The sequence below is a fragment of the Pseudonocardia yuanmonensis genome, assembly GCF_039542425.1.
GTDB lineage: Bacteria > Actinomycetota > Actinomycetes > Mycobacteriales > Pseudonocardiaceae > Pseudonocardia > Pseudonocardia yuanmonensis.
In genome coordinates, this window is record NZ_BAABIC010000013.1 from 1 (window position 1) to 22,429 (window position 22,429).

A 22,429-nucleotide genomic window follows, 5' to 3' on the forward strand; every position below is an offset into this window, starting at 1 on the left:
GCACGTACTCCAGCTCGTGCGTGCGATAGGACGGGTTGATGTTGACCAGGATCGCGCCGATCTTCGCCGTCGCGTACTGCAACAGCGTCCACTCCGCCATGTTCGGCGCCCAGATCCCCACCCGATCGCCCTTGACGACCCCCGCGTCGAGCAGCCCGAGCGCCAGGGCGTCGACGTCGGCCCGGAACTCCCGGTAGGTCCACCGGCGGCCGCCGGGCACGTCGACCAGCGCCTCGCGGTCGGGATCGGCCGCGACGGTCCGGTCCAGGTTGTCGCCGATCGTGTCGCCCAGCAGCGGGACGTCCGAGGTCCCGGAGGCGTACGACGGCAACGCGGGAACAGCAGCACTCATGGGGACTCCTCGTGGCATCGGCGCCAGGGCGATGACGCAACTTAACTGACCGCTCGTACGGTCAGCAACAGGTTCCGCGGCCGACCTGTCCCTATAGTGGGCGGATGCCAGGACGGAGCCCGCGGGCGAGCTCCCGGGACGCGATCCTGCGCGTCTTCGCCGAGCACGTCGCCGATCGCGGGTACGCGGACACCAGCCTCGGCGACGTCGCCGCCGAGCTGAACCTGAGCAAGGGCACGATCGTCCACCACTTCGGCACCAAGGAGGCGCTGCTGCGCGAGGTGCACGTCGCCTACTTCGCGCGGCGCTTCGCCGAGGCGGACTTCGTCCACGCCCACCTGGCGGACCCGGTGAGCCGGCTCGTCGCGATGGTCTACGCGCTGCTCGCGGCGCACCGGGACGACCGCGCCGCCAGCCTGGCCTGCCTGCGCGAGCTCGTCCGCTACTTCGACGGCGACCTGACCGACTACGTCCGCAAGCAGCGGGTGCGCTACACCGAGATCGTCGTGGACATCCTGCGGGCCGGGGTGGGACGGGGGCTGCTCCGCACCCCGGACCCGCAGATGACCGCGCTCCAGGTCTTCGGCATGTGCAACTACGCCTGGACCTGGTACCGGCCGGACGGCCCGCAGTCCGTCGAGGACATCGCCCGGCTCTTCGCGCACAACGTCCTCGCCGGGCTCGTCACCCCGTCCGGGGACGACCGGGAGCTGGACGTGCTGATCACCGAGGCGATCGAGACCGTCCGGAAGGCCCCCGGCCGCAGTGCCGCCGGCGCTCCCGAGGGCGGGAACCCGGCCGAGCCCGTGCCGACCGCGCCGTAGCGCTCCCCGGTGGCGCGGCACGGGCCCGGCGCGGTCAGGCTGTCGCCGCGGCCTGGGTCCCGCCGACCTCGTCCTCGCGGCCGAGGTCACTGCGGCTGGTCTCGTGCAGGGCGTAGGTGCACGCGAGGCTCAGCACGGCGGTCACCGCGAGCATCACGCCGATCGCGATGCTGCCGAAGGAGGCCGCGAGGCCCGGCGCCAGCAGCGGGGGCACTGCACCGCCCAGCACGCCGGCCAGGTTGTAGCCCAGCCCGGCGCCGGTGTAGCGGTGCCGGGTCACGAACAGCTCGGGCATGAACGACCCCGCCGGCCCGTACGACACCGCGAAGACGACCAGCGTGACCGTCAGCCCGATCGCGAACGCCACGGCCGTCCCGGTGTCCAGCAACGGGAACAGCACCAGCGCCCAGACCACGCCCGCGGCGCACGACGTCATGATCACCCGGCGCCGCCCGAAGCGGTCCGACACCACCCCGGACACCGCGATGGCCACGGCGAAGACCGCCGACGCCCCGATCCCGATGCCGAGGACGACGGGCCGGCTCAGCCCGGCGCCCTCGGGGTTGGTGCCGTAGCTGGTCAGGTAGGCCGTGCCCATGTAGAAGAACGCGAACAGCATGGTCAGCGACCCGGCCGCCAGGAACACCTCGCGCGGCTGGGCGCGCAGCACCTCGAGGAAGGGCACCCGCGCGCTCTGCGCCGGGGCCTCCTGCACGGCGCGGAAGGCCGGGGTCTCCTCGATCGTCGTCCGGATGTAGAAGCCGACGATCACCAGGACCGCGCTGAGCACGAACGGCACCCGCCAGCCGTAGCTCAGGAAGGCCTCGTCGCCGTCGCCCAGCACCAGGCCGGTCACCAGGAAGGTCGCGCTGGACAGGGCGAAGGCGAAGGCCGGGCCGAGCTGCGGGAACACCCCGTAGAGCCCGCGCTTGTGCGCCGGGGCGTACTCCGCCGTGAGCAGCGCGGCGCCCGCCCACTCGCCGCCGACCGCCAGCCCCTGCGCGAACCGCAGCACCACGAGCAGGATCGGCGCGACGATCCCGATGGTCGACGCGTCCGGCAGCAGCCCGATGAGCACCGTGGAGACGCCCATCAGCAGCAGCGTGCTGATCAGCGTGCGCTTCCGTCCGATGCGGTCGCCGAAGTGCCCGAAGAGGACGGCGCCGAGCGGACGGGCGATGAACGCGACCGCGAAGGTGGCGAAGGACGCGACCGTGCCGGCCGTCGCCCCGAGCGCCGGGAAGAACACCTTCGGGAAGACCAGGGCCGCGGCCGTGCCGTAGATGAAGAAGTCGTAGAACTCGATGGTCGTTCCGACACAGCTCGCCGTCGCGACCCGCCACATCGGGGTCGGCCGGCGGTGGTGCGGCGCGGACGTGGACATCGTCGTCCTCCTGCGGTTCCGGTTGAGGTTCCGCACAGGGTGTCCGCCCGGTTCGTCCCCGGCTACGCACGAAAGGGGGTAGTGCGAAGGTCGGCGACGGCCCGGAGGACGACCCGGGGACGGCTCAGAACAACCCCGCCGCCCGTCCCACGTGGACGGCCGCGGTCCGGTTGCGCACCTTCAGCTTGCGCATCGCCGAGCGCAGATAGGCCTTGACCGTCTGCACGCTCAGGGTGAGCTGGTCGGCGATCTCGACGTTGCTGGCCCCGACGGCGACGAGCCGGAGGACGTCCGTCTCCCGGCGGGTGAGCTTCTCGGCGGCCGCCGTGTCGCCCGGCGCCTCGAGGGCCGCGGACGCGCCACTGAACTCGCGGTGGATGCGGGCCAGACGTTCGCGGAGCCGGTCGTCCGAGGTGGCGGCGATGATGTCGGCCAGCTCGACCAGCGCGCGGCGGGCGCCGTCGTCGGCGGGACCGGCCGGACCGACGGGCCCGTCCGGCGGGAGGTCGGCCGGCCGCCGGAGGTCCGCCTGCAGCTGGGACGCGACGAGGCTCGCCTGGCGCAGCGTGCGGTCCCCGATCGGGTCGCCGGAGCGGACCGCGCCGTAGAGGACGCTGCGGACCTCGCCCTCGACCCGGACGGGGAAGGCGAAGATCGAGGTCAGCTTCTCCTCGGCGACCATCGTGTCGTAGTCGTGGGTGATCGCGCGGGCCGCGGCGTAGTCGTCGACCCGGCAGGGCACGCCCCGCTCGAGCGCGGTGCCGCCGAGCCCCCGCCCGCGCCGGATGACCAGCCCGGACAGCGCGTCGCTGATCGTGCCGACCTGGGCGGTGATGGCGAAGCGCCCCTCGCGGGACCCGCCCGGGACCGCCCCGCCGAAGACGACCGGGAGGCCCGTGAGGCGCTGCAGCTCGGTGAGGCGCGTGCGCACGGCGCGCTCGGCGGTGCGGTGGGCGGTGTCGACGCTGACCACGGCCGGGTCCTCTCGGATCGGGTCGGGCGGCGGAGCCCCGCCGGGTGGCGGTCACTCCCCGAGCACGACGGGGGACGGCGGCGAAGTGTCTACAGAACGCCTCCGGTACGTCAACTCCGCGTCGCACGACCCACCGCCCTGAGCGGCGGCGACCGGTCCCCTACCCACTTTCGGCGGTAGCCGACGCGCCGGTCGGCGGGGTTGACCGGATCGAGTGGCGGCGGCGAGGCAACACCCCTGTCACCACGCGTGATCGTCACGAAACGTGGAGGACTTCCCGAAATCCGGGAGGCCGAGCGGGTGGCGCGCTCGGCCGTCCTACCGTCCCGCAGTCACGCACCGTGTCCGAAACCGCCCGTCCGGAACGGGGTGGATGACACCGAATCCGCGGTTCGTCGTTGCTGCGGCAAGTCCCCCGGACGGCGACCTTCCCGCGCCGGCCGGTTCGGCCCCCAACGAAGAGGACCACCATGGCCAACCACCGCTTCGCTCCCCCGACGAAGGCCAAGGAACCAGGAACGGGACTGCGCGCCCCGGTCGGACGCCGCAAGTTCCTGGGCTACCTCGTCGCTGCACCGACCCTGGTGGTCGCCGCCGAGTTCACCCGCCAGACCGTGTTCGACGGGCCGTCGGCCTCGGCCGCGCCGATCCCGTCGGTGCCCCAGACCCCGGAGGCCTACGACCTCCTCGACCTGCTCCGCGACGCCGCCCGGCCGACCGCGAACCTCATCCGCATCGAGGTCAACCGCGACGGCACCGTCTCCTTCGCGCTGCCCCGCTCGGACAACGGCCAGGGCATCATCACCTCGACCCAGATGATCATCGCCGAGGAGATGAACCTCGAGGTCGAGCAGGTCAAGGTCACCCTCGCCGACGCCCGTCCCGAGCTGCTGTTCAACCAGATCACCGGCGGCTCGAGCACCACCTTCACCACCTACACGCCCATCCGGGTGGCCGCGGCGCTGGCGCAGATGCGGCTGCTCGACGCCGCCGCGCAGCTGCTCCAGCAGGACGTCCGCACGCTGACCGCGCGCAGCGGCCTGATCACCGGCGCGGCCGGGCGCGTGCTGTCCTACGGCGACCTGACCGAGGCCGCGGCCAGCCGGGTCGACGAGCAGGTCGAGGTGGTCCTGAAGCCCCGCGAGGACTTCCGGATCATCGGCAAGCCGCACAACAAGACGGACGCCCGGGACATCGTCACCGGCCGCAAGTGCTTCGCCACCGACCTGCAGATCCCCGACGCCCTGCCGACGGTCATCTGCCGGGCGCCGGACCTCAACGGCACCCCGGACAGCGTCGAGAACATCGACGAGGTCCGGGACATGCCGGGGATCACGGACGTCGAGATCGTGTCGACCGGTGTCGCCGTGCGTGCGCGGACCTTCGGGCAGGCCATCGACGGCGTCCGGGCCCTGCGGGTGAACTGGAACGACGGCACGGTCCACGGCGAGAGCGACGAGACAATCCTCGCCAAGCTCCGGGCCGCGGAGCTGCCGATGGCCGTCCCGCCGGTGGGCGGCGAGACCGTCGACGCGTCGTTCACCTTCTACTTCAAGTCCAGCAGCGCCCTGGAGACGAACTCCGCGATCGCCGACGTCCGGTCGGACCGGGCGGAGATCTGGGGCGCGATGAAGAACCCCGTGACGGCGCAGGCCGCGATCGCGAAGAAGCTCGGGCTGCCGCAGAACGCGGTGACCGTGCACGTCACCGAGGGCGGCGGCTCCTTCGGACGCAAGCTGTTCTGGGACGCCGCGCTGGAGGCCGCCGAGGTCTCGCAGACGATGGGCAAGCCCGTCAAGCTGATGTGGACCCGCGCCGACGACTCCCGCCAGGGCCGGGTGCACCCGATGGCGACCTCGCGGATCCGCGCCTCGGTCACCAAGGACTCGGTACTCAGCTTCGAGCAGCGGCACACCAGCGTCTCCACCGACTTCACCCACGGCCTGGGCGACGCGATCACCGCCACCGGCGCGCGGGCCCCGCTCGGCAACCTCACCTTCGCCGAGTCGATCTTCGAGCTGACCCAGGTGACGCCGTACGACTTCGGGGTGTCCACCCGGCTGCTCAACGAGGTCGAGATGGGCTTCAACACCTCGTCGATGCGCAACGTGTACTCGCCCGACGTGGCCACCGCCCGCGAGCTCGTCACGGACCAGCTCGCCGCCAAGGTCGGCCAGGACCCCTACGAGTTCCGCCGCCAGTTCCTGCGCAACGACCGGATGCGCGCCGTGCTCGACGCGGTCGCCAAGGAGGGCCGCTGGGGCCGGTCGATGAAGAAGGGCACCGCGCAGGGCATCGGCTTCCACACCGAGTACAAGGGTGTGTCCGCGGCGCTGGTCGAGATCGACTGCCGGCCCGAGACGGTGAACCGCAGGATCCGCGAGGGCGTGACCGGGCCGCGCGTCACGAAGGTGACCTTCGCGGTGGAGATCGGCCTGGTGATCAACCCGCGCGGGGTCGAGGCGCAGATGATGGGCGGGATCAACGACGCCCTCGCGCTGATCCTGTCCTCCAGCCTGCACCTGACCGACGGGCACTTCGTCGAGGCCAGCTGGGACAACTACTTCTACACCCGGCAGTGGAACACCCCGCCGGAGATCAACATCATCGTCCTCGACGCGCCGGGCGACGAGCCGGGCGGCGCCGGGGAGTTCGGCCTCGCCGCCACCTGCGGCGCGGTGGCCTGCGCCTACGCGCGGGCGACCGGGAAGGTGCCGGAGTACTTCCCGATCAACCACAAGGACCCGTTCCCGTTCGAGCCCAAGCCGCTGGTGCCGCCGATCCCCGAGTCGCCCACCGACGGCCTGCGCTACACCTACTGATCAGGAGAGCACCGACATGCCCACCCACACCTTCACGCTCAACGGCGAGCGGGTCACCGTGGACGTCGAGGACGACGTGCGCCTGCTCTGGGTCATCCGGGACATGCTCGGCGTCACCGGCCCCAAGTACGGCTGCGGCATCAACGTCTGCAAGGCCTGCACCTGCCACATCAACGGCAAGGCCTTCAACCCGTGCTCGGTCCCGGTCGGCGCCGTCTCCGAGTCGGACGAGATCACCACGATCGAGGGCCTGGCCGACGGCGACGAGCTGCACCCGATGCAGAAGGCCTGGATCGAGCAGGACGTGCCGCAGTGCGGGTTCTGCCAGCCGGGCCAGATCATGGCCGCCGTCGCCAAGGTCCGGCAGTGCCAGCGCGAGGGCCGCGACGTCGACGACGAGGCCATCGAGGAGATCCGCAACATCTGCCGTTGCGGCACCTACAACCGCATCCGCGAGGCCATCAAGGCCGGCGCGGACGAGATGTGAGGCCGGGAATGAAGAAGCGCATCATCTGCACCCTCGCCCTCGGCGGGGCGCTGCTGCCCGTCGGCACCGCGGCCGCCGCCGAGGCCCCGGCCGGTGACCTCGCCCAGGGCGCGAGCGCCACGCAGGCGACGGCGCAGACCGCCGCCGAGTCCTTCCTCGACGCCGCGAACGGCAACGGCCCCACCGGCGCCGACGGCGTCGAGACCGAGTTCCCCGACCCGAGCTTCAACTACTTCGCCGGCCCCGGCGGCGGCCTGCTCGACGGCCCCTTCGACTGACCCCGAACCAACCCGGCGAACGGCACTCTCGCTCATACCTAGTGAGCGAGAGCGCCGTTCGTTCATGTCCGGGTCAGGCGAGGAGGGGCGCCAGGCGGGCGGCGTGGTCGCGCAGGAGCCTGATGATCTCCTCGTTGGGCTCGGCGATCCGGGCGGTCGGGCCGGCGAGGGCGAGGCCCGCGACGAGCCGGCCGTCCCGCGGCCCGCGGATCGGCACGGCGATGCAGCCCCGGTCCTCCCGGACCTCCCCGCACTGCCGCGCCACGCCGTCCCGCGCGACCGCCTTCAACGTCCGGTCCAGGTCCGACTCCGACGTCACGGTGCGCGCCGTGAACGGGCGGAGCTCCCGCACCAGCGCCCGCCAGTCCGCCTGCTCGGCCAGCAGCAGGCGACCGAGGGCGAACGCGTACGGGAAGCGCGCGAGCTGGCCGGCGTCCGGCGCGGGGTGGTCCGGGTCGGGGTCGATCAGCGCGATCTGCTCGCCGGCGTACGAGGCGAGGTGCACCGCCCATCGGGTCTGCCCGCGCATGTGGTCGACGACGGCGCGGGCGGCGGTGTTCAGGGCCGTCGTCGCGGGCAGGGCGAGCCGGCCCGCCCGGCGGCCGAGCGCGAAGCCGGACAGGTCGGGCAGCCGGACCAGGTACTCCTCGGCCACCAGCAGGTTGAGGATCCGGTAGGTCGTGGCCTGCGGCATCGCCAGCGACTCGGAGATCTCCTTGGCCGTGACGCCGGGGCCCGCGGACACGACCTCCTCGAGCACGTGCAACGCGCTGCGGACGGCCTTCGGCTGCCGTCCGGACAGCGGGATGGGCCCGGTCATGCCGCCCCGCGGTGGGGGAAGAGGACGTCGCCGGTCGTGGTCTCGTCGTACACCCCGATGGCCGCGAGCGCGGCCGGGCGGCGCAGGCGCAGCAGCAGGTAGCCGACGGCGCCCAGGACAGCGAGCCCGCCGAGAAGGACGCCCGACAGTGGCCTCGTGACCACGAACGCCACGAGCACGACCAGCAGGATCGGCACGATCACCGCGCTGACGGCGACCGCGGGCCAGGTCAGCTCGCCGATCCGGTGCAGGAACACCGGCGCCGCCGCGCACACCAGCAGGTACGCCAGCAGGAACCCGCAGGCCGCGAGGGTCAGCATCGTGACCAGCACGGACATCAGCGGGACCCCGGCGGCGAGCAGCACGACCGGCAGCCCGGTCGTCACCGGGACGGACGCGGCGATCGCGACGTGCGGGGTTCGGAACCGGCGGTGCGTGCGGCCCATGACGCGCGGGGCCACCCGGTCGCGGGAGAGCGAGAACAGCACCCGGGCCAGCGCCGTCGACGCCGCGAGGCAGCAGGCGAAGAAGGACATGACCAGCCCGAGGTCGAGCAGCACCGGCAGCCAGCCCCAGCCGTTGGCCGCGGCGAGGGCGACCACCGGCTCGGTTTGGCCGGCCAGCCCGCCCGGGGTGGCCGAGAAGCCGAAGACCTGGACCTGGGCGGCGAAGACGTAGAGCACCCCCGTCACCGCCGCGGTCAGCCCGACGGCCCGCGGGACGCTGCGGAAGGGCTTGCGCACCTCGGTGCCGAGCGCGGTCGCGATCTCGAACCCGATGAACGCGGCCAGGGCGGGCAGCACGCCGGCGAGGATCCCGCCGGCGCCGGGCGGCGGCATCGCCGTCGGCTCGGCGGGCGCCCCCGCCGCGGGGCCGCCGGCGAGCAGCAGCGAGAACACGATCAGCATCAACGTGATCGAGACGCTCTCGACCGCGAGCACCACCCGCGCCGAGAGCCGCGCCCCGCGCAGCACCAGCACCGCGGTCCCGAGCCCGATCACCGCCATGATCACCGCGGCCCCCGCGCGCCCCGGCGTCGCCCCGACGACCTCGCCGATCAACGCGTCGAGGTACACGATGGCCCCGACCAGCGCGGCGGCGGCGAGCAGCCCGTACCCGAGCAGCGAGGCCAGCGCGCTGGCGTAGGCCGCGGCGGGGGTGAGCCCCTTCGCGGTGAGGCTGTACAACCCGCCGGAGGCGGCCATGCGCCGGGTGAACCGCGCGATGCAGCCCGCGATCAGCAGGGCCAGCACGGTCGCGATCACGAACGACCAGACCGTCCCGTGCCCGGCCGACACCGCGACGATCGCCGGGGTGGCCGCCATCGCGGCCGACGGCGCGGCCCCGGAGACCGACTGGGCCACCACCTCCAGCGGCCGCAGCCGCCGCCGCTCGAGCCCCTCGACCGGCGACCGGCTGCGCAACCGCACGGGCGCGTCGTCGCGCATCCACTGCCCCTTCCCTTGCACCGCCCGGAGCGTAGGCCGGAGATGTTGCCAGGGCGGGCACCGCGATGACCAGCGATGACGGCTCGAATGAGAACCGCGCGGCGCACCCGGGGGCCGAATGAGAACGTGCTTTGACTCACGCGCCGCTGCCGCTCACGGTGGTCGCCATCACTCTGCCGAGCCACCTGGAGAGCCGCTCATGAGCGTCACGGGTTCGGATCGACCACACACCCTCACCGGCAGACTCGGTGTGGGGTCGATCGTGTTCATGGTCGTGGCCGCCGCCGCGCCGCTGACCGTCATCGCCGGCACCGTCCCGCTCGGCCTGGCCGCGGGCAACGGCGCCGCCTTCCCCACCACCTTCGCCCTGTGCATGGGCATCCTGCTGCTCTTCGCCGTCGGGTTCTGCGCGATGAGCCGGCACGTGCCGAACGCCGGCGCCTTCTACTCCTACGTGCAGCGGGGGCTCGGCCGCCCGCTCGGGCTCGGCTCCGCCTTCCTCGCCCTGGTCACCTACGCGGCCGTGCAGCTGGCGGTGTTCGGCTACATCGGCGCGGTGATCGACGCCCTGGTACAGCACTGGGGCGGCCCCGCGCTGCCGTGGTGGGTGTGGACGCTGGTCGTGGTCGCCGTCGTCGGGGTGCTGGGGTACCGGCACATCGAGCTGTCCGGGAAGGTGCTCGGCGCCCTGCTGATCGCGGAGGTCGCGATCGTCCTGGTGTTCGACGCCGTGGTCGTCGGCCGGGGCGAGCAGCTCTCGACCGCGTTCCTGCAGCCCTCCCAGTTCGTGTCCGGCTCGCTCGGCATCGCAATCATGTTCGCGATCGCGTCGTTCATCGGTTTCGAGGCCACCGCGGTGTTCCGCGACGAGGCCCGCGACCCGCAGCGCACCATCCCCCGCGCGACCTACACCGCGCTGCTGCTGATCGGCGTGTTCTACACGCTCTCCGCCTGGGCCGTCGTGTCCGCGTGGGGCGATGCCGCGGCGATCGAGGCGGCCGGCGCCGACCCCGGCAACATGATCGTCACGACGATCACGAACATCCTCGGGCCCGTCGGCGGCGACGTCGCCCAGGTCCTGCTGATGACCAGCCTGTTCGCCGCCGCGCTGTCCTTCCACAACGTGCTCGCCCGCTACTACTTCTCGCTCGGCAACTCCGGCGCCCTGCACGCCGCGGTCGGGCGCAGCCACCCGCGGCACTCCTCGCCGCACGTCGCGTCGCTGACCCAGACCATCGTCGCGGCGGCCTTCATCGTGATCTTCGCGATCGCCGGCATGGACCCGGTGACCCAGGTCTTCGCCTGGATGGCCGGCACCGCCACCCTGGGCGTGCTCGCCCTCATGACGCTGACCTGCGCCGCCGTGCTCGTGTTCTTCCGCCGCAACCGGGTGGACACCCGGGCCTGGAACACCCTCGTCGCCCCCGCCCTCGGGCTGATCGGCCTGCTGGCCTGCCTCGTCCTGACCGTGTCGAACTTCCCGACGCTGATCGGCGGCTCGGGCGCGCTGGCCTTCGGCATCGGCCTCGTCCTCGTCCTCGCCTTCGTCTTCGGCGTCGTCTGGTCCCGCCTGCGCACGGTGACCGGCTCCCTCCCGGCCACCCCCACCCCCGCCGCCGACGCGGCCTGAAAGGAGATCCTCGGATGACCACCCTGGACAACCGTCCCGAGACCGGCACCGCGAACCGGCACGCCCTCGCGATGACCAGCGAGGCCGAGGTGAGCACCGTCCGCGAGGTGCTGCTCGAGGCCGGCCTGCTCGGTGAGACCGTGCGCTACACCTTCTTCACGCCGGAGGAGCCGCCGAAGTCCGAGGTGCTCGCCGGCGGCACCACCGACCGCCGTTTCCGCGTGATCCTGCTCGACATCGCCACCGGACGTTCGTGGGACGTCGTGGTGTCGGTCGACTCCCGCTCGGTGGTCTCGAACCGCGAGCTCGACCCGCCGCGCGACGGCCAGCCCCCGATCATCGACACCGAGTTCGAGATGATCGAGGACGTCCTCAACGGCTCGGACCAGTGGCGCGAGGCCCTGGGCCGACGCGGCATCGACCCGGCCACCGTGCGCGCGGTCCCGCTGTCCGCCGGCGCGTTCGACGACTACCCCGAGACCCCCGGCCGGCGCGTGGTGCGGGCCTTCGGCTTCCGCCAGGACCACGAGAAGGACCACCCGTGGGCGCACCCGATCGACGGGCTCGTCGCCTACGTCGACCTCACCGCCCGCCGCGTGGACCGCGTCGTCGACGAGGCGATCCACCCCGTGCCGGAGACCACCGGCAACTTCGACGACCCCGAGGTCCAGGGCCCGCCGCTGGACCTCAAGCCGATCGAGATCACGCAGCCGGAGGGCCGCTCGTTCACCGTGGAGGACGGGCACGTCCGCTGGGGCAAGTGGGACCTGCGCATCGGGTTCAACGAGCGCGAGGGCCTGACCCTGCACCAGATCGCCTTCGACGGCCGCCCGATCTGCTACCGCGCCTCGGTCGCCGAGATGGTCGTCCCCTACGCCGACCCCTCGCCGGTCCGCTTCTGGCAGAACTACTTCGACTGCGGCGAGTACATGTTCGCCCGCTACGCCGACTCCCTGCAGCTGGGCTGCGACTGCCTCGGCGACATCCTCTACACGGACGCCGTGATCGCCGACGACCTCGGCAACCCACGCACCATCCAGAACGCGATCTGCATGCACGAGGAGGACTACGGCGTCCTCTGGAAGCACTCGGACATGTTCACCGGGTCCCGCGAGACCCGCCGCCAGCGCCGCCTGGTGATCAGCTTCTTCACGCCGATCGGCAACTACGACTACGGCTTCTACTGGTACCTCTACCTCGACGGCACCATCGAGCTCGAGGCCAAGGCCACCGGCATCGTGTTCACCTCCGGCACGCCCGGCGAGTACGCCACCGAGATCGCCCCCGGGCTGGGCGCCCCGTTCCACCAGCACCTGTTCTCCGCCCGGCTGGACATGACCGTCGACGGCGCACGCAACGCCGTCGAGGAGATCGAGGCCGCCCGGGTCCCGATGGGCGAGGGCAACCCCTACGGCAACGCGTTCCGCCGCCAGGTCACCCGCCTGACCCGCGAGTCGGACGCCCAGCGCGACGCCAACGCCGCCACCGGCCGGGTCTGGCACATCATCAACACCGAGAAGACGAACGCCCTGGGCCAGCCCGTCGGGTACACCCTGCACCCGGAGGGCCAGCCCACCCTGCTGGCCGACGACGCGTCCGTCATCCGGTCCCGCGCGGCCTTCGCCAGCAAGGCGCTGTGGGTCACCCGGTACGACGCGGACGAGCGCTACCCCGCCGGTGACTTCGTGAACCAGAACCCGGGCGGCGCCGGGCTGCCGGCCTGGGTGCAGGCCGACCGGCCGGTCGACGGCGAGGACATCGTCGTGTGGCACACCTTCGGGCTCACGCACTTCCCGCGCCCGGAGGACTGGCCGATCATGCCGGTCGACTACACCGGCTTCGTGCTCAAGCCGTCCGGCTTCTTCGACCGCAACCCCGCGCTCGACATCCCGGCCTCGAGCAACGGCCACTGCCACTCCGAGGGTGTCGTCCACGGCCCGGGCAAGGACCGCGAGGCCGAGTGATGCACGGCGCGGGCTGGTGGGAGGCCGTCGTCGGCGTGGCGTGCCTGCTCGCCGCGGCGGTCTTCCTGGCCCGCGCCCTGCGCGGTGACCGGCTCGGCGTCCCGGCGCAGCGGTGGACCGCGCTGGGGCACGGCGGCATGGCGCTGGCGATGTGCGCGATGGCGGCCGGCGGGCTGGTCCTGTCGGCCGTCCTCGCCACCGCCTCCTGCCTGTCCACCCTGGCCGGACGACGGCGGGGGGAGGCCGGCGAGCACGGCGCGGTGGTGCACAGCTGCCTGGCCGCGTGCGCGATGGTGGCGATGCCGCTGGTCGGCGGGGCGCACACCGGCCTCGGCCTCGCCGCCGTCTGCCTGGCGCTCACGGGCTACTTCGCCGTGCGGGGCGGGCGGTGGCTCTCCGCCCTCGCGCTGCGGAGCCCGCGGGCCCGCCTGGAACCCGTCGCCCACCTCGTGATGAGCGGGGCCATGGCGACGACCTTCCTCACCATGATCTGAGAGCGGTTCTGCGTCCTGCGGTCCATGCCGCCTGGATGTAAGGATCCCGAAATGTCACGCTCAGCCTGAGCGCTGCCCCGATCAAGGCTTGAGCTATGTGTTCTACACCCGTTCAACTTCAGCCAAAACAGCCCCGCGGGTCATCGACCTCTCCAAGGTAACCGGCCCTCTCCTGAGGTGGCAGATCGCCGACCAGGGTGCACAGCCGTGCGGCCCAAAGATTCGGTGCAACGTTCCACACCCTCGTCAAGCCATCGGCCCGCTGAGCGGCCACCCTATCGTCTCCGATTCGGACGAGCCCCGCCTCCACATCATTCGGAGTAGCGGCGTTCTCCGGATCCCGCCATTCTCCCAAGAGCCTGCCTTCACGCGTGTCCCACACGAGCAGCCGGGACCGGATTTCAGCGGTCGCGTCACGAGTCGGCTCGACTTGACGAACAGCCTGGCTCCCGTCTGCCACGAAGACGCTGCTGCTCCCACTGATCAATCCGTCGCCGCCGCTCAAAGGGACGCGAGAACCGCTGCTGATGTCGAGAATCGCGTCAGCCAGCAGGACACGATGCCCCTCGTCGTCGACGACCGCACGGAACGCACCTGCCAGGTCTCGTGTCTCTGGTGCTTCCGTTCCGATCGGTCGTGGATTTCCATCTCTGAGGTCGTAAGCCCGCACTGTGCTGCCGCCGGGACCCGAGATCTGAACGACAGCGAAGGCAGCGTTCGCGACCACATCAACGCTCGACTCGAGGCCTGCCGGCGCATCCGCCAGAACGTGCTCGCCACTGTCTCCCACGACGACTACTCGCCGCGGCTGCACCGTGTAGTCCACAACAGCCCTCGGCCCACCGAGAGTCGTGTGAAGTGTGCGAGCCACCTCGACCGGTCCGACCGCGGCGGGAGCCGCACCTACTTGAATGCCATCAGGCAATCGTCGTACAACGATCCGCCCGTCCTCCGGCGTGAGGAACTTGCTTCCGTCAGCAGCGAACTCGGCGGGGGTGATCTCCGCGTTCCACGTGGCCGGGCCGGGGAACGACGCGATGCGGCGGGCGGTCGCCACCTCCCAGAGGTCGGTCGCCTCGTTCCGCTCCGTGGTCATGTATCGGCCGTCCGGACTTGTCTGCAGCCGGAAGACCTCCCCGTACAGGTTCGTCGGGATCTCTTCGTACCGGTGGTCGTCGGCGGGAGACAACAGGGTCACTGCTCCTAGCGCGTCAACCCCAGCGCCAGTCCGACCACCCCTCACGAGGTCAAGTCCATACACCGCCGTCGGCAGTCGTGCGACTTCGACGAATACGCCTGTCGAGCGGACGAATCTGACCACCTCCCCCACGTCGTTGCCGACTAGCACCGACGTGCCGTCGTCGGAGATCGCCACCGCGAGCCACCCCGGCTCGCCAGGAAGTTCGACAGACGCGACGAGGGATCCCGACCGCACGTCCCACACCTCGAGATTGCGGAAGTTGCGGATGCGGACGGCAGTAGCCCCATCCTCGGAGACATCCACGAAGTCGCGTGGCTCCTTCGGAAACAGTACTGGGGTCGTGTATCGACCCGTTGCCCGAAAAGTAGCGGCAGCAAGTGCGGCGGGACCGGTGCCGACGAGTACCGCCGAAGTCCCTGGACGTAGGGGAAGGACGTAAGTCGACTCGCTGCCGCCATCTCCCACAGAAACCACAGCCGACTCGCCGTCCCGTGCGACAGCCTCGAATCTCCCGGCAGCAGCCAGTGACCGGCTGTAGATCAAAGTCCTCGATTGGATGTCCCAGACATCAACGATGCCGGAGAACATGACTGCGAGTCGACCGTTGTCAGTGAAGGTCAACGAAGGTGACACGTTGCCCTCGCCCCGATGCGGTGGTCGAAGCCGGCCAATTTCTGCTCTACTCGCCGCATCCCAGAGTCGAACGCTGCCGTCGTACCTGCTGACCCCAGCCACAGTACGGCCGTCGGAACTGAGTGCCACCTTCGTGACGAGACCATCCGGGTCCGCAGGCGCTGCACCGTGCTCCGCAAGGTAACCAGTGACGTGGCGAGCGTTGTCGTAGGCCGCCATCAGTGCAGCAGTGGCCTGCGCAGACGGCTCGGTCTGATACGCCAGCAGGGCGAGCCGGGCAGCCCGACCGGGCTCGCGGACCGACAAGTTCACCGATTCCGCCGCGATGGCGCGTGCAGTAGACGCACGCAGCTGCTCGAGGGCGCTATTCCGCTGCGAGACGGCCAGCAAGGCTGCAACGACAGCCACAACGAGCAGCACGCTGAGGCTCGCTACGCCGCCTTGCAGGGTGCGGCGAGCTCGCCGAGACTCACGCTCATCTTCACCGTCGAGGGCCTCCTTCGTAACTCCCCGCAGAGGGGCGGCCAACGTCCTCGCTGCATCCCGAAGCCGTACGTTCCGCTGCGACGGATGGGTCGTTCCACGGGCCGAGGAGACGTCTTCCCATAGGGGCTCCCGTGAGTACCATCCACTCATCACATTCCGCGGTAAAGCGGTCGTTCGAGACCAGTCGAAGTCATTTCGACCCGAGTCCCAGGCAATGCAACCTTCAGTCAGGACGATAAAGCACTTTGACGATTCTCGGAATTCTCGCCAGTAGGCGATCTCCCTGTGCACCCAAGGTGATTGGGCCGCCTTTGGCGACGCCATCAGGATGAAATACTCAGAGGACTCCAGGGCGAACCGGATCGAGTTCCACAGGTCAGCCGTCATAGTGAGACTTGTACTGTCCCGGAAAATCTCCAGCTCGCTCCGCCGAAACCATGGTCGACCTACTCGGCGGATCAGTTTCTGGAGTATAGGCGCCAGTTCCGCGTCCGTGCTGTGACTGTACGACATGAACGCGCCATACTTCTTCCTCGAGCCCTCGGACATAAGCCTCACCTGCGAGCCAGTGCGCTGCTGTCGACGCCGTCCTCGTGAGCAGGCAGTGTTGCGTTACACACGCAAGGTGTCCTTGCGAACTCGATCAAGTGGGGTGGCTCGAGCGCCTTCGGGCTTGAGTGTGCCGCGACCAGGTCGGCGACGCGCCGCAGGAACACGGCGTGCATCGCCTCCTCCTCGGTGGCGTACGGCCGGTCATCGAGCACCTCCGGCGCCTCCCCGTGTACCCCGGTCAGCGCGGCCAGCCGGTACTCCTCCCAGGGCCGCACGGCGACGATCACGAGCTTGCCGGGGATCGGGCCCGCCGCATGTGCCGCAGCACCCGCTGGAGCGTGTCGCTGTGCGGCCCGGCGGGGTTCGCCTCGTGCTCGGCGATCACCTCGTCGCTGAGCAGCGACAGCGTCCGCTCCGTCGCCCGCCGTTCGACGAGGCCGTAAACCTCGAGCTGCCTGTCCCGCATCCGAACCGCCTTCCCGTGGTGGTGGTCCGTCAGCGAACCGGAGGCCGAGTGCGCCCTCAATGGGCAGAAGTGCCCATTGAGCCCACCCCCTCCTCGCTCCCCGGCGGTGCCTCGGGCACCAGGAAGCCGACCAGCAGCTTGAGGAACAGGAGCCCGGGGATCCAGGCGAGGTAGGGCGGCACGGGCAGCCAGAGGAGGCCGGCCAGCACCCCGCTCACGGACGCGGTGACGGCGACGACCCGCCTGACCTGCAGCCGCGTCCACTCGATCAGCAGGGCCGCCATCACCAGCCAGGCCGCGTTGACGACAGGCCACGCCCAGCCCGTGGCGAACACGGCGCCGACCACGGCGAAGTGCACGGTGTGGCAGGCGACGAAGCCGAGCCGGAACGCGCGCCCGTGCCGCTCCCGCTTCGCCGCTGTCGACAGGGTGGTCACGGTGCCGCCGACGAGGTCGACCGCGACGACGGCGAGGACGACCGTCCCGAGCGCACCGGTGCCCCAGCCGCCCGTGGCGCCGACGTACCCGGCGAGCAGGGCGAGGAGCACGGCGAAGGCGCCGGCCTCGACCGCCAGCTCCAGACGTGATCGTCCGCGGCCGGTCAACGCGCCGACCAGGCCCGCGTGCCTCCTGCGGATCCTCGCCTCCCTCGTGGTCATCGGGGTGCGATCGTCGTCGGTCCGCGGATCACGACGCCGCGCGCCGGCGCTCGAGGAACCGGTCGAGCCCGGCCCGCACCCCGGGGCCCCGACGACGGAGGCGAACCAGGCCGCCTCGATCCCGAGGCCCTCGTCGATGGGCACGTTGATCCCGCGGGTCACGGCGGCGAGACACGCGCTTGCGCCCGACGTGCCGCGGGAGCCGTTGCGACCCGCCGAACGGCGGCGGGAAGCCGAGCGTGATCTCGGGTTTGGCGAAGGTCGCGTGCTCGGCGGCGAGGGCCAGCGGCGCCGCCTCGGTGATCTCGCAGCCGCCGCCGTACGCGAGCCCGTTGACGGCCACGATCACCGGCACGGGACAGGTCTCGACCGCCCGGGTCAGCGCGTGCCCGCGGGCCACGATCTCCCGGAGCGCCACGGCCGGACCCCGCGCGATGCTGCCGGCGAGGTCGGGGATGTCGGCGCCGGCGCTGAAGGCGCGGTCCCCGGCGCCGGTGAGGATGATCGCCCGCCCCCGTCCGTGCGCGGCAGCTCGTCGAGGTGCGCGCGCAGCGCGTCGATCGTCGGGTAGTCGAGGGCGTTGAGCTTGTCCGGGCGGTCGATCGTGACCACGGGCACCGTCCGGTCACCGGACACGCGGACTGACATGGGGACTCCGATCTCGAGGTGACGTCGGAACGCCATGTCAGACCAGCCGCCCGCCGTCGACGACGACGGGCCGGCGGGTCGTCAGGCCGCCGTCAGCCCGTCCGGTACCAGCGGCAGGCGTACGGCTCGAGGTCGACGGACGCCCGCCCCTCCTCGTCGAGCCGGAGCGGCTTCGCCGCCGGGTCCAACACGTTCGCCAGCTCGGCACCGGGCAGGCCGGTCAGCACCGGTTCGGCCCGGACCTCCGCGTCCGCGAAGTTGTGCAGGGCCAGGACCGTGATGCCGTCGACGTCGCAGCGGTGCGCGAACACCGGCCGCGCCTCCGGCCCGGGATCGAGCACGGTGTAGCTCCCCCACGCCAGCTCCGGGCAGGCGCGGTAGCTGTCGACGAGCAGCCGCATCCAGGACAGCAGCGACCCCGGGTCCCGCGTCTGTTCCCGCGCCGCGGCCCAGTCCATGTCGGAGCGGACGGCGAACCGGCCGGGCAGGCTCAGGTCCTCGACCATGCCGATCTCCTCGCCGTAGTACAGCACCGGGGTGCCGGGCAGGGAGAACAGCAGGCTGTAGACCATCCGGATCCGGCGCTCGTTGCCGCCGAGCATCGAGGGCAGCCGCCGGCGCAGACCGCGGCCGTAGAGCTGCATGTCCTCGTCCGGGCCGAACGCGGCGAAGACCTCCGCGCGCTGGGCGTCCGTGAGCTTGTCCAGGGTGAGCTCGTCGTGGTTGCGCACGAACGTCGCCCAGTGCCCGTCCTCGGGCGGGTCCGGCCGCTGCCGCAGCGTGTTCGCCAGCGGCTCGGCGTCGGCGCGGGCCAGCGACAGGTACATCTGCTGCATGCCGACGAAGTCGAAGCACATCGTCAGCTCGTCCGTGGAGCCCCCGCCGTCCCGCGCACCGAAGAAGGGCATCGTGTCCGGGTACGGCAGGTTCACCTCGCCCAGCAGCACCGCCTCGCCGTTGCGCCGGCGCAGGAACGCGGCGAGGTCGGCGAGGTAGTCGTGCGGGTCGGGCAGGGCGGCGGCGTCGTCCTGGCCGTCGGTCTCCAGCAGGAACGGCACCGCGTCGACGCGGAACCCGGACAGCCCCAGCTGCATCCAGAAGCCCATGATGCGGGCGATCTCGTCGCGGACCTCCGGGTTCGCGACGTCGAGGTCCGGCTGGTGCTTGTAGAAGCGGTGCAGGTAGTACTTCCCCGCCTCCTCGTCGTACTGCCACAGGGAGGTCTCCTGGTCCGGGAACACCACCCCCTGCGGGCCGTCGGCCGGCGGCTCGTCCTGCCAGACGTACCAGTCGCGGTACGGGGAGTCCGGCGAGCTCCGCGCGTCCTGGAACCAGGGGTGCCGGGCGGAGGTGTGGTTGACGACGAGGTCGGCGATCACCCGCATGCCGCGGTCGTTCGCCGTGCGGATCAGCTCCACGAGGTCGCCGTGCGTGCCGAGCCGGGGGTCGACGCCGTAGAAGTCGACGATGTCGTAGCCGTCGTCGCGGTCCGGGGTCGGGTAGAAGGGCATCAGCCACAGGCACGTGACGCCGAGCCGGTCGAGATGGTCGATGTTCTGGATGAGCCCGCGGAGGTCGCCGCAGCCGTCGCCGTTCCCGTCGGCGAACGTCTCGACGTCCAGGCAGTAGACGACCGCGTTCTTCCACCACAGGTCCGAGGTGCGGGTCAGCTTCACGCCGCACCCCTCAGCTGGGGCAGGACCTTGTCGCCGAACGCGTCGAGGAACGCGTCCTGCTCCTGCCCGACGTGGTGGATCGCGATCTCGTCGAAGCCCAGCTCGGCGAACTCCGCGAGCAGCGCGGCGTGCCGGGCGAGGTCGCTGGACACCTGCACGGTCTGCCTGACCTGCTCGATCGGCACGTGTGTGGACACGGCGTCGAAGGTCTCGGCGGTGTCGATGTCCCAGCAGGCCGGCGGCGGGAAGACGTTGCTGCGCCACTGGTCGAGCGCGATCGCCTCGGCCGTCTCCTCGTCCGGGGCCCAGCTGACGTGCACCTGCAGGTGCAGCGTGCCGCGCCCGCCGGCGTCCCGGTAGGCGCCGACCATCTCGCGCAGGTGCGGGAGCGGGGCGTTCACCGTGATCAGGCCGTCCGCCCACTCCGCGCACCAGCGCGCGGTCGCCACGCTCACCGCGGCCCCGACGAGCGGGGGCGGCTCGGGCGGGCGGGTCCACACCCGCGCCCGGTCGACGCGGACGAGCCCGTCGTGGCTGACCTCCTCGCCGCGCAGCAGTGCGCGGATGACGTCGACGCACTCCCGCAGCCGGGCGTTGCGGACCTCCTTGCGGGGCCAGTCGTCGCCGGTGATGTGCTCGTTGCTCGCCTCGCCCGTGCCCAGGGCGGCCCAGAACCGGCCCGGGAACATCGCCCCGAGCGTGCCGATGGCCTGCGCGATGATCGCGGGGTGGTAGCGCTGCCCGGGGGCGTTCACCACGCCGAACGGCAGCGACGTCGCCTGCATCGCCGCCCCCAGCCAGGTCCAGGCGAAGGCGGACTGGCCCTGGCGCTCGCTCCACGGGGAGAAGTGGTCGGACGACATCGCGGCGTCGAAGCCGACCTGCTCCGCGCGGGTGGCGGCGGCCAGGAGTGCGGTCGGGGCGATCTGCTCGTGCGACGCGTGCCAGCCGTAAGCGGTCATTCCCGCCAGTACCCGGCACGGTTCCGGACGACACTCCGGACTTCGTGGGGCGCCGGACCCGCTGGTGGCCCGGCCGTTCGCCGGTCATGCTGGTCGCGTGGCCTACCGCTTCCTCGCCGACGCGGTGATGCTGGTCCACTTCGCGTTCCTGGCCTTCGTCGCGCTCGGCGGGTTCCTCGCCTGGCGCTACCGCCGGGTGATCGCGCTGCACGCGGCCGCGGTCGGCTGGGGCCTGGTCAGCGTGCTGGTCGGCGTGGAGTGCCCGCTCACGGCGTGGGAGGACCGGTTCCGCCGGCTCGCCGGGGAGCAGGGCCTCGCCCGGGGCTTCATCGACACCTACCTGACCGGCGTCGTCTATCCCCGCGAGCACCTGCTGACCATCCAGCTCGCCGTCGCCGCCCTGGTCGCGCTGTCCTGGGTCGGCTTCGTGCTCCGCCGGCACCGGGCCGCGGTCCGCCGCTGAGGATGGTTGCACCTGTCACGATCCCCGGACCGGGCCACGGCCTCGTCGCCCTGGCCCTTTGCGTGATCGGCAACGACTTCCGCCGGTGGTGGGGCCTCGCCTTCGTCGCCGTGCTGGCGAGCCTGATGGTGCTCTCGACGGGCCGGCCGTCCGAGGTCGCGACCCGACCGGGCCCGCCCCGACGGCGGTACGCGGGTGCACTCGCGGGAGCGTTCCTGCTCGTCAGCGCCGGCGCGCAGGTCTTCCCGACGTGGCCCTCCTGGGACCCGGGCGCCAACAGCAACATCTCGATCGAGCACCTGGAGGGGACCGGGTAGCAGCCGGGGAACGCCCGCCCTACCCGAGGAACCAGCGCACCGCGTCCTCGGCGATCCCGGCCGGCACGACGTGCGGCCCGTCGAACTCCCGCACGAGGGTCGGGACGTCCTCGACCTCCAGGCGGCGCGCGATGCGGCGGCTGGTCACGTCGATGGGCAGCACGGTGTCCGCCCGTCCGTGGGCGAGGTAGACGCGCGGGGCTCCCACCCTCGGCACGGGGGCGAGGAAGCCCGGCGAGAAGGCGATGACGTGGGTGAACAGGTCGGCGTTCGCCAGTCCCAGGGACAGCGCGTACGAGGCGCCGTCCGAGAACCCGCTGATCGCGAGCCGGCCGGGATCCACCGGGTAGGTGGCGAAGACCTGCCGCAGGGTCTCGTCGATGCGCCGCACGTCGGGGCCCCAGCCACCCAGGACGACGTCCCAGGTGCTGCCGGACGACCGCGGTCCGAGCAGGAGCAGCCGGTGGGTGTCGGCGAACGGCTGCAGCGGTGCGATCCCGCCCCGGCCCTCACCGCCGGCGCCGTGCAGGGCGAGCACCAGCCGCAGGGGGACGTCGTCGGGGCCGTCCGGGACGTACAGCACCGCCTGCGGTCCGGGTGACAGGTCCAGCTCGCGCAGCCCGGGACCGGGGACCGGGGCGGCGACCGGGGCGGGACGGGCGCTCAGCCGGGCGTCGTCCCTCCCCATCCAGCGGTTCACGTCGAGACCTCCGGGCGTCGGCGTGCATCCGCCGGTCCCCGCCGCCGCCAGGGCGACGAGGGCCCCGCGCAGGACGGCGCGCCGGGCCAACGGCTGCACGACTGGCTCCTTGATCATCGGGAGTCCGGGGATACCCGCGGGCCTCCCGGCCGAACGCGCACACCGGGCCGCGGGCTCCGACCCGGCGCGC

At 71.7% G+C, this 22,429-nt stretch carries 20 protein-coding genes and 2 pseudogenes; 9 read left to right on the forward strand and 13 right to left on the reverse strand.

The window, feature by feature from the left end; all coding sequences use genetic code 11:
• Positions 1 to 352 (reverse strand): AMP-binding protein (locus tag ABD990_RS19350; protein WP_345382001.1); only part of this gene is annotated, 352 nt, incomplete at its 3' end.
• A 104-nt stretch (positions 353 to 456) separates the two neighbouring features.
• Between ABD990_RS19350 and ABD990_RS19355 the strand changes: the two genes are divergently transcribed.
• Positions 457 to 1,176 carry a TetR/AcrR family transcriptional regulator gene (locus ABD990_RS19355; protein ID WP_345382002.1) on the forward strand — a complete coding sequence of 240 codons (720 nt, stop codon included), beginning with the start codon at positions 457 to 459 and terminating at the stop codon, positions 1,174 to 1,176.
• Between the two features lie 34 nt (positions 1,177 to 1,210).
• On the opposite strand, the gene ABD990_RS19360 is transcribed toward ABD990_RS19355, so the two are convergent.
• Together ABD990_RS19360 and ABD990_RS19365 are read right to left on the reverse strand one after the other, a co-directional pair.
• Entirely contained in the window at positions 1,211 to 2,560 is a 1,350-nt protein-coding gene (locus ABD990_RS19360) for an MFS transporter (protein WP_345382003.1), read from the reverse strand.
• A 124-nt stretch (positions 2,561 to 2,684) separates the two neighbouring features.
• A complete protein-coding gene (locus ABD990_RS19365; RefSeq protein ID WP_345382004.1) occupies positions 2,685 to 3,533 on the reverse strand; it encodes a helix-turn-helix transcriptional regulator in 849 nt (282 codons plus the stop codon).
• 470 nt (positions 3,534 to 4,003) lie between these two features.
• Here ABD990_RS19365 and ABD990_RS19370 point away from each other — a divergent pair, with 470 nt between their 5' ends.
• The 3 genes from ABD990_RS19370 to ABD990_RS19380 are packed head-to-tail and all read left to right on the forward strand — an operon-like array spanning position 4,004 to position 7,120.
• Entirely contained in the window at positions 4,004 to 6,355 is a 2,352-nt protein-coding gene (locus tag ABD990_RS19370) for a molybdopterin cofactor-binding domain-containing protein (protein ID WP_345382005.1), read from the forward strand.
• Positions 6,356 to 6,371: 16 nt separating this feature from the next.
• Entirely contained in the window at positions 6,372 to 6,842 is a 471-nt protein-coding gene (locus ABD990_RS19375; protein WP_345382006.1) for a (2Fe-2S)-binding protein, read from the forward strand.
• Positions 6,843 to 6,850: 8 nt separating this feature from the next.
• Positions 6,851 to 7,120 carry a hypothetical protein gene (locus tag ABD990_RS19380; protein WP_345382007.1) on the forward strand — a complete coding sequence of 90 codons (270 nt, stop codon included), beginning with the start codon at positions 6,851 to 6,853 and terminating at the stop codon, positions 7,118 to 7,120.
• Between the two features lie 73 nt (positions 7,121 to 7,193).
• On the opposite strand, the gene ABD990_RS19385 is transcribed toward ABD990_RS19380, so the two are convergent.
• Both ABD990_RS19385 and ABD990_RS19390 read right to left on the reverse strand, forming a co-directional pair.
• Positions 7,194 to 7,940, reverse strand: coding sequence for an IclR family transcriptional regulator (locus ABD990_RS19385; protein ID WP_345382008.1), 747 nt, complete (start codon positions 7,938 to 7,940; stop codon positions 7,194 to 7,196).
• A complete protein-coding gene (locus ABD990_RS19390; protein ID WP_345382009.1) occupies positions 7,937 to 9,409 on the reverse strand; it encodes an APC family permease in 1,473 nt (490 codons plus the stop codon). The genes ABD990_RS19385 and ABD990_RS19390 overlap by 4 nt, the downstream gene beginning before the upstream one ends.
• 229 nt (positions 9,410 to 9,638) lie before the next feature.
• Here ABD990_RS19390 and ABD990_RS19395 point away from each other — a divergent pair, with 229 nt between their 5' ends.
• The 3 genes from ABD990_RS19395 to ABD990_RS19405 are packed head-to-tail and all read left to right on the forward strand — an operon-like array spanning position 9,639 to position 13,476.
• Positions 9,639 to 11,018 (forward strand): APC family permease, encoded by a 1,380-nt coding sequence (locus ABD990_RS19395; protein ID WP_345382011.1) that lies wholly within the window; start codon positions 9,639 to 9,641, stop codon positions 11,016 to 11,018.
• A gap of 14 nt (positions 11,019 to 11,032) precedes the next feature.
• Positions 11,033 to 12,982, forward strand: a complete 1,950-nt coding sequence (locus ABD990_RS19400) for a primary-amine oxidase (RefSeq protein WP_345382012.1) — start codon at positions 11,033 to 11,035, stop codon at positions 12,980 to 12,982.
• On the forward strand, positions 12,979 to 13,476 hold the full coding sequence (locus ABD990_RS19405; RefSeq protein ID WP_345382013.1) for a DUF5134 domain-containing protein: 498 nt from the start codon (positions 12,979 to 12,981) through the stop codon (positions 13,474 to 13,476). Before ABD990_RS19400 ends, ABD990_RS19405 begins: the two co-directional genes overlap by 4 nt.
• A 118-nt stretch (positions 13,477 to 13,594) precedes the next feature.
• Here the strand turns inward: ABD990_RS19405 and ABD990_RS19410 are convergent, their stop codons facing one another.
• The 7 genes and pseudogenes from ABD990_RS19410 to ABD990_RS19440 form a co-directional block, all read right to left on the reverse strand.
• Positions 13,595 to 15,730: a WD40 repeat domain-containing protein gene (locus tag ABD990_RS19410; protein WP_345382015.1), complete on the reverse strand. Its 2,136-nt coding sequence runs from the start codon at positions 15,728 to 15,730 to the stop codon at positions 13,595 to 13,597.
• Between the two features lie 306 nt (positions 15,731 to 16,036).
• Positions 16,037 to 16,345: pseudogene (locus tag ABD990_RS34440) on the reverse strand (toll/interleukin-1 receptor domain-containing protein); the annotation flags it as partial.
• A gap of 5 nt (positions 16,346 to 16,350) precedes the next feature.
• A pseudogene (locus tag ABD990_RS34620) lies at positions 16,351 to 16,814 on the reverse strand (N,N-dimethylformamidase alpha subunit family protein).
• Between the two features lie 56 nt (positions 16,815 to 16,870).
• Positions 16,871 to 17,473, reverse strand: coding sequence for a hypothetical protein (locus ABD990_RS19425; RefSeq protein WP_345382018.1), 603 nt, complete (start codon positions 17,471 to 17,473; stop codon positions 16,871 to 16,873).
• Positions 17,474 to 17,501: 28 nt separating this feature from the next.
• Entirely contained in the window at positions 17,502 to 17,978 is a 477-nt protein-coding gene (locus tag ABD990_RS19430; protein ID WP_345382207.1) for an enoyl-CoA hydratase-related protein, read from the reverse strand.
• Between the two features lie 235 nt (positions 17,979 to 18,213).
• Positions 18,214 to 19,797, reverse strand: coding sequence for an alpha-amylase family protein (locus ABD990_RS19435; RefSeq protein WP_345382019.1), 1,584 nt, complete (start codon positions 19,795 to 19,797; stop codon positions 18,214 to 18,216).
• Positions 19,794 to 20,759, reverse strand: a complete 966-nt coding sequence (locus ABD990_RS19440; protein ID WP_345382020.1) for a TIGR03885 family FMN-dependent LLM class oxidoreductase — start codon at positions 20,757 to 20,759, stop codon at positions 19,794 to 19,796. Before ABD990_RS19440 ends, ABD990_RS19435 begins: the two co-directional genes overlap by 4 nt.
• A 97-nt stretch (positions 20,760 to 20,856) precedes the next feature.
• Here ABD990_RS19440 and ABD990_RS19445 point away from each other — a divergent pair, with 97 nt between their 5' ends.
• A complete protein-coding gene (locus tag ABD990_RS19445) occupies positions 20,857 to 21,222 on the forward strand; it encodes a DUF2784 domain-containing protein (RefSeq protein WP_345382021.1) in 366 nt (121 codons plus the stop codon).
• A 2-nt stretch (positions 21,223 to 21,224) separates the two neighbouring features.
• Positions 21,225 to 21,539 (forward strand): hypothetical protein, encoded by a 315-nt coding sequence (locus ABD990_RS19450; RefSeq protein WP_345382022.1) that lies wholly within the window; start codon positions 21,225 to 21,227, stop codon positions 21,537 to 21,539.
• A gap of 19 nt (positions 21,540 to 21,558) precedes the next feature.
• Here the strand turns inward: ABD990_RS19450 and ABD990_RS19455 are convergent, their stop codons facing one another.
• A complete protein-coding gene (locus ABD990_RS19455; protein WP_345382023.1) occupies positions 21,559 to 22,338 on the reverse strand; it encodes an alpha/beta hydrolase in 780 nt (259 codons plus the stop codon).
• Positions 22,339 to 22,429: the final 91 nt, after the last annotated feature.

Excerpts from the sequence above, each read along its gene's own strand:
- ABD990_RS19355 (WP_345382002.1), top strand. The coding sequence starts at position 457 with ATGCCAGGACGGAGCCCGCGGGCGAGCTCCCGGGACGCGATCCTGCGC.
- ABD990_RS19360 (WP_345382003.1), bottom strand. The coding sequence starts at position 2,560 with ATGTCCACGTCCGCGCCGCACCACCGCCGGCCGACCCCGATGTGGCGG.
- ABD990_RS19370 (WP_345382005.1), top strand. The coding sequence starts at position 4,004 with ATGGCCAACCACCGCTTCGCTCCCCCGACGAAGGCCAAGGAACCAGGA.
- ABD990_RS19375 (WP_345382006.1), top strand. The coding sequence starts at position 6,372 with ATGCCCACCCACACCTTCACGCTCAACGGCGAGCGGGTCACCGTGGAC.
- ABD990_RS19380 (WP_345382007.1), top strand. The coding sequence starts at position 6,851 with ATGAAGAAGCGCATCATCTGCACCCTCGCCCTCGGCGGGGCGCTGCTG.
- ABD990_RS19385 (WP_345382008.1), bottom strand. The coding sequence starts at position 7,940 with ATGACCGGGCCCATCCCGCTGTCCGGACGGCAGCCGAAGGCCGTCCGC.
- ABD990_RS19400 (WP_345382012.1), top strand. The coding sequence starts at position 11,033 with ATGACCACCCTGGACAACCGTCCCGAGACCGGCACCGCGAACCGGCAC.
- ABD990_RS19425 (WP_345382018.1), bottom strand. The coding sequence starts at position 17,473 with ATGACCACGAGGGAGGCGAGGATCCGCAGGAGGCACGCGGGCCTGGTC.
- ABD990_RS19440 (WP_345382020.1), bottom strand. The coding sequence starts at position 20,759 with ATGACCGCTTACGGCTGGCACGCGTCGCACGAGCAGATCGCCCCGACC.
- ABD990_RS19450 (WP_345382022.1), top strand. The coding sequence starts at position 21,225 with ATGGTTGCACCTGTCACGATCCCCGGACCGGGCCACGGCCTCGTCGCC.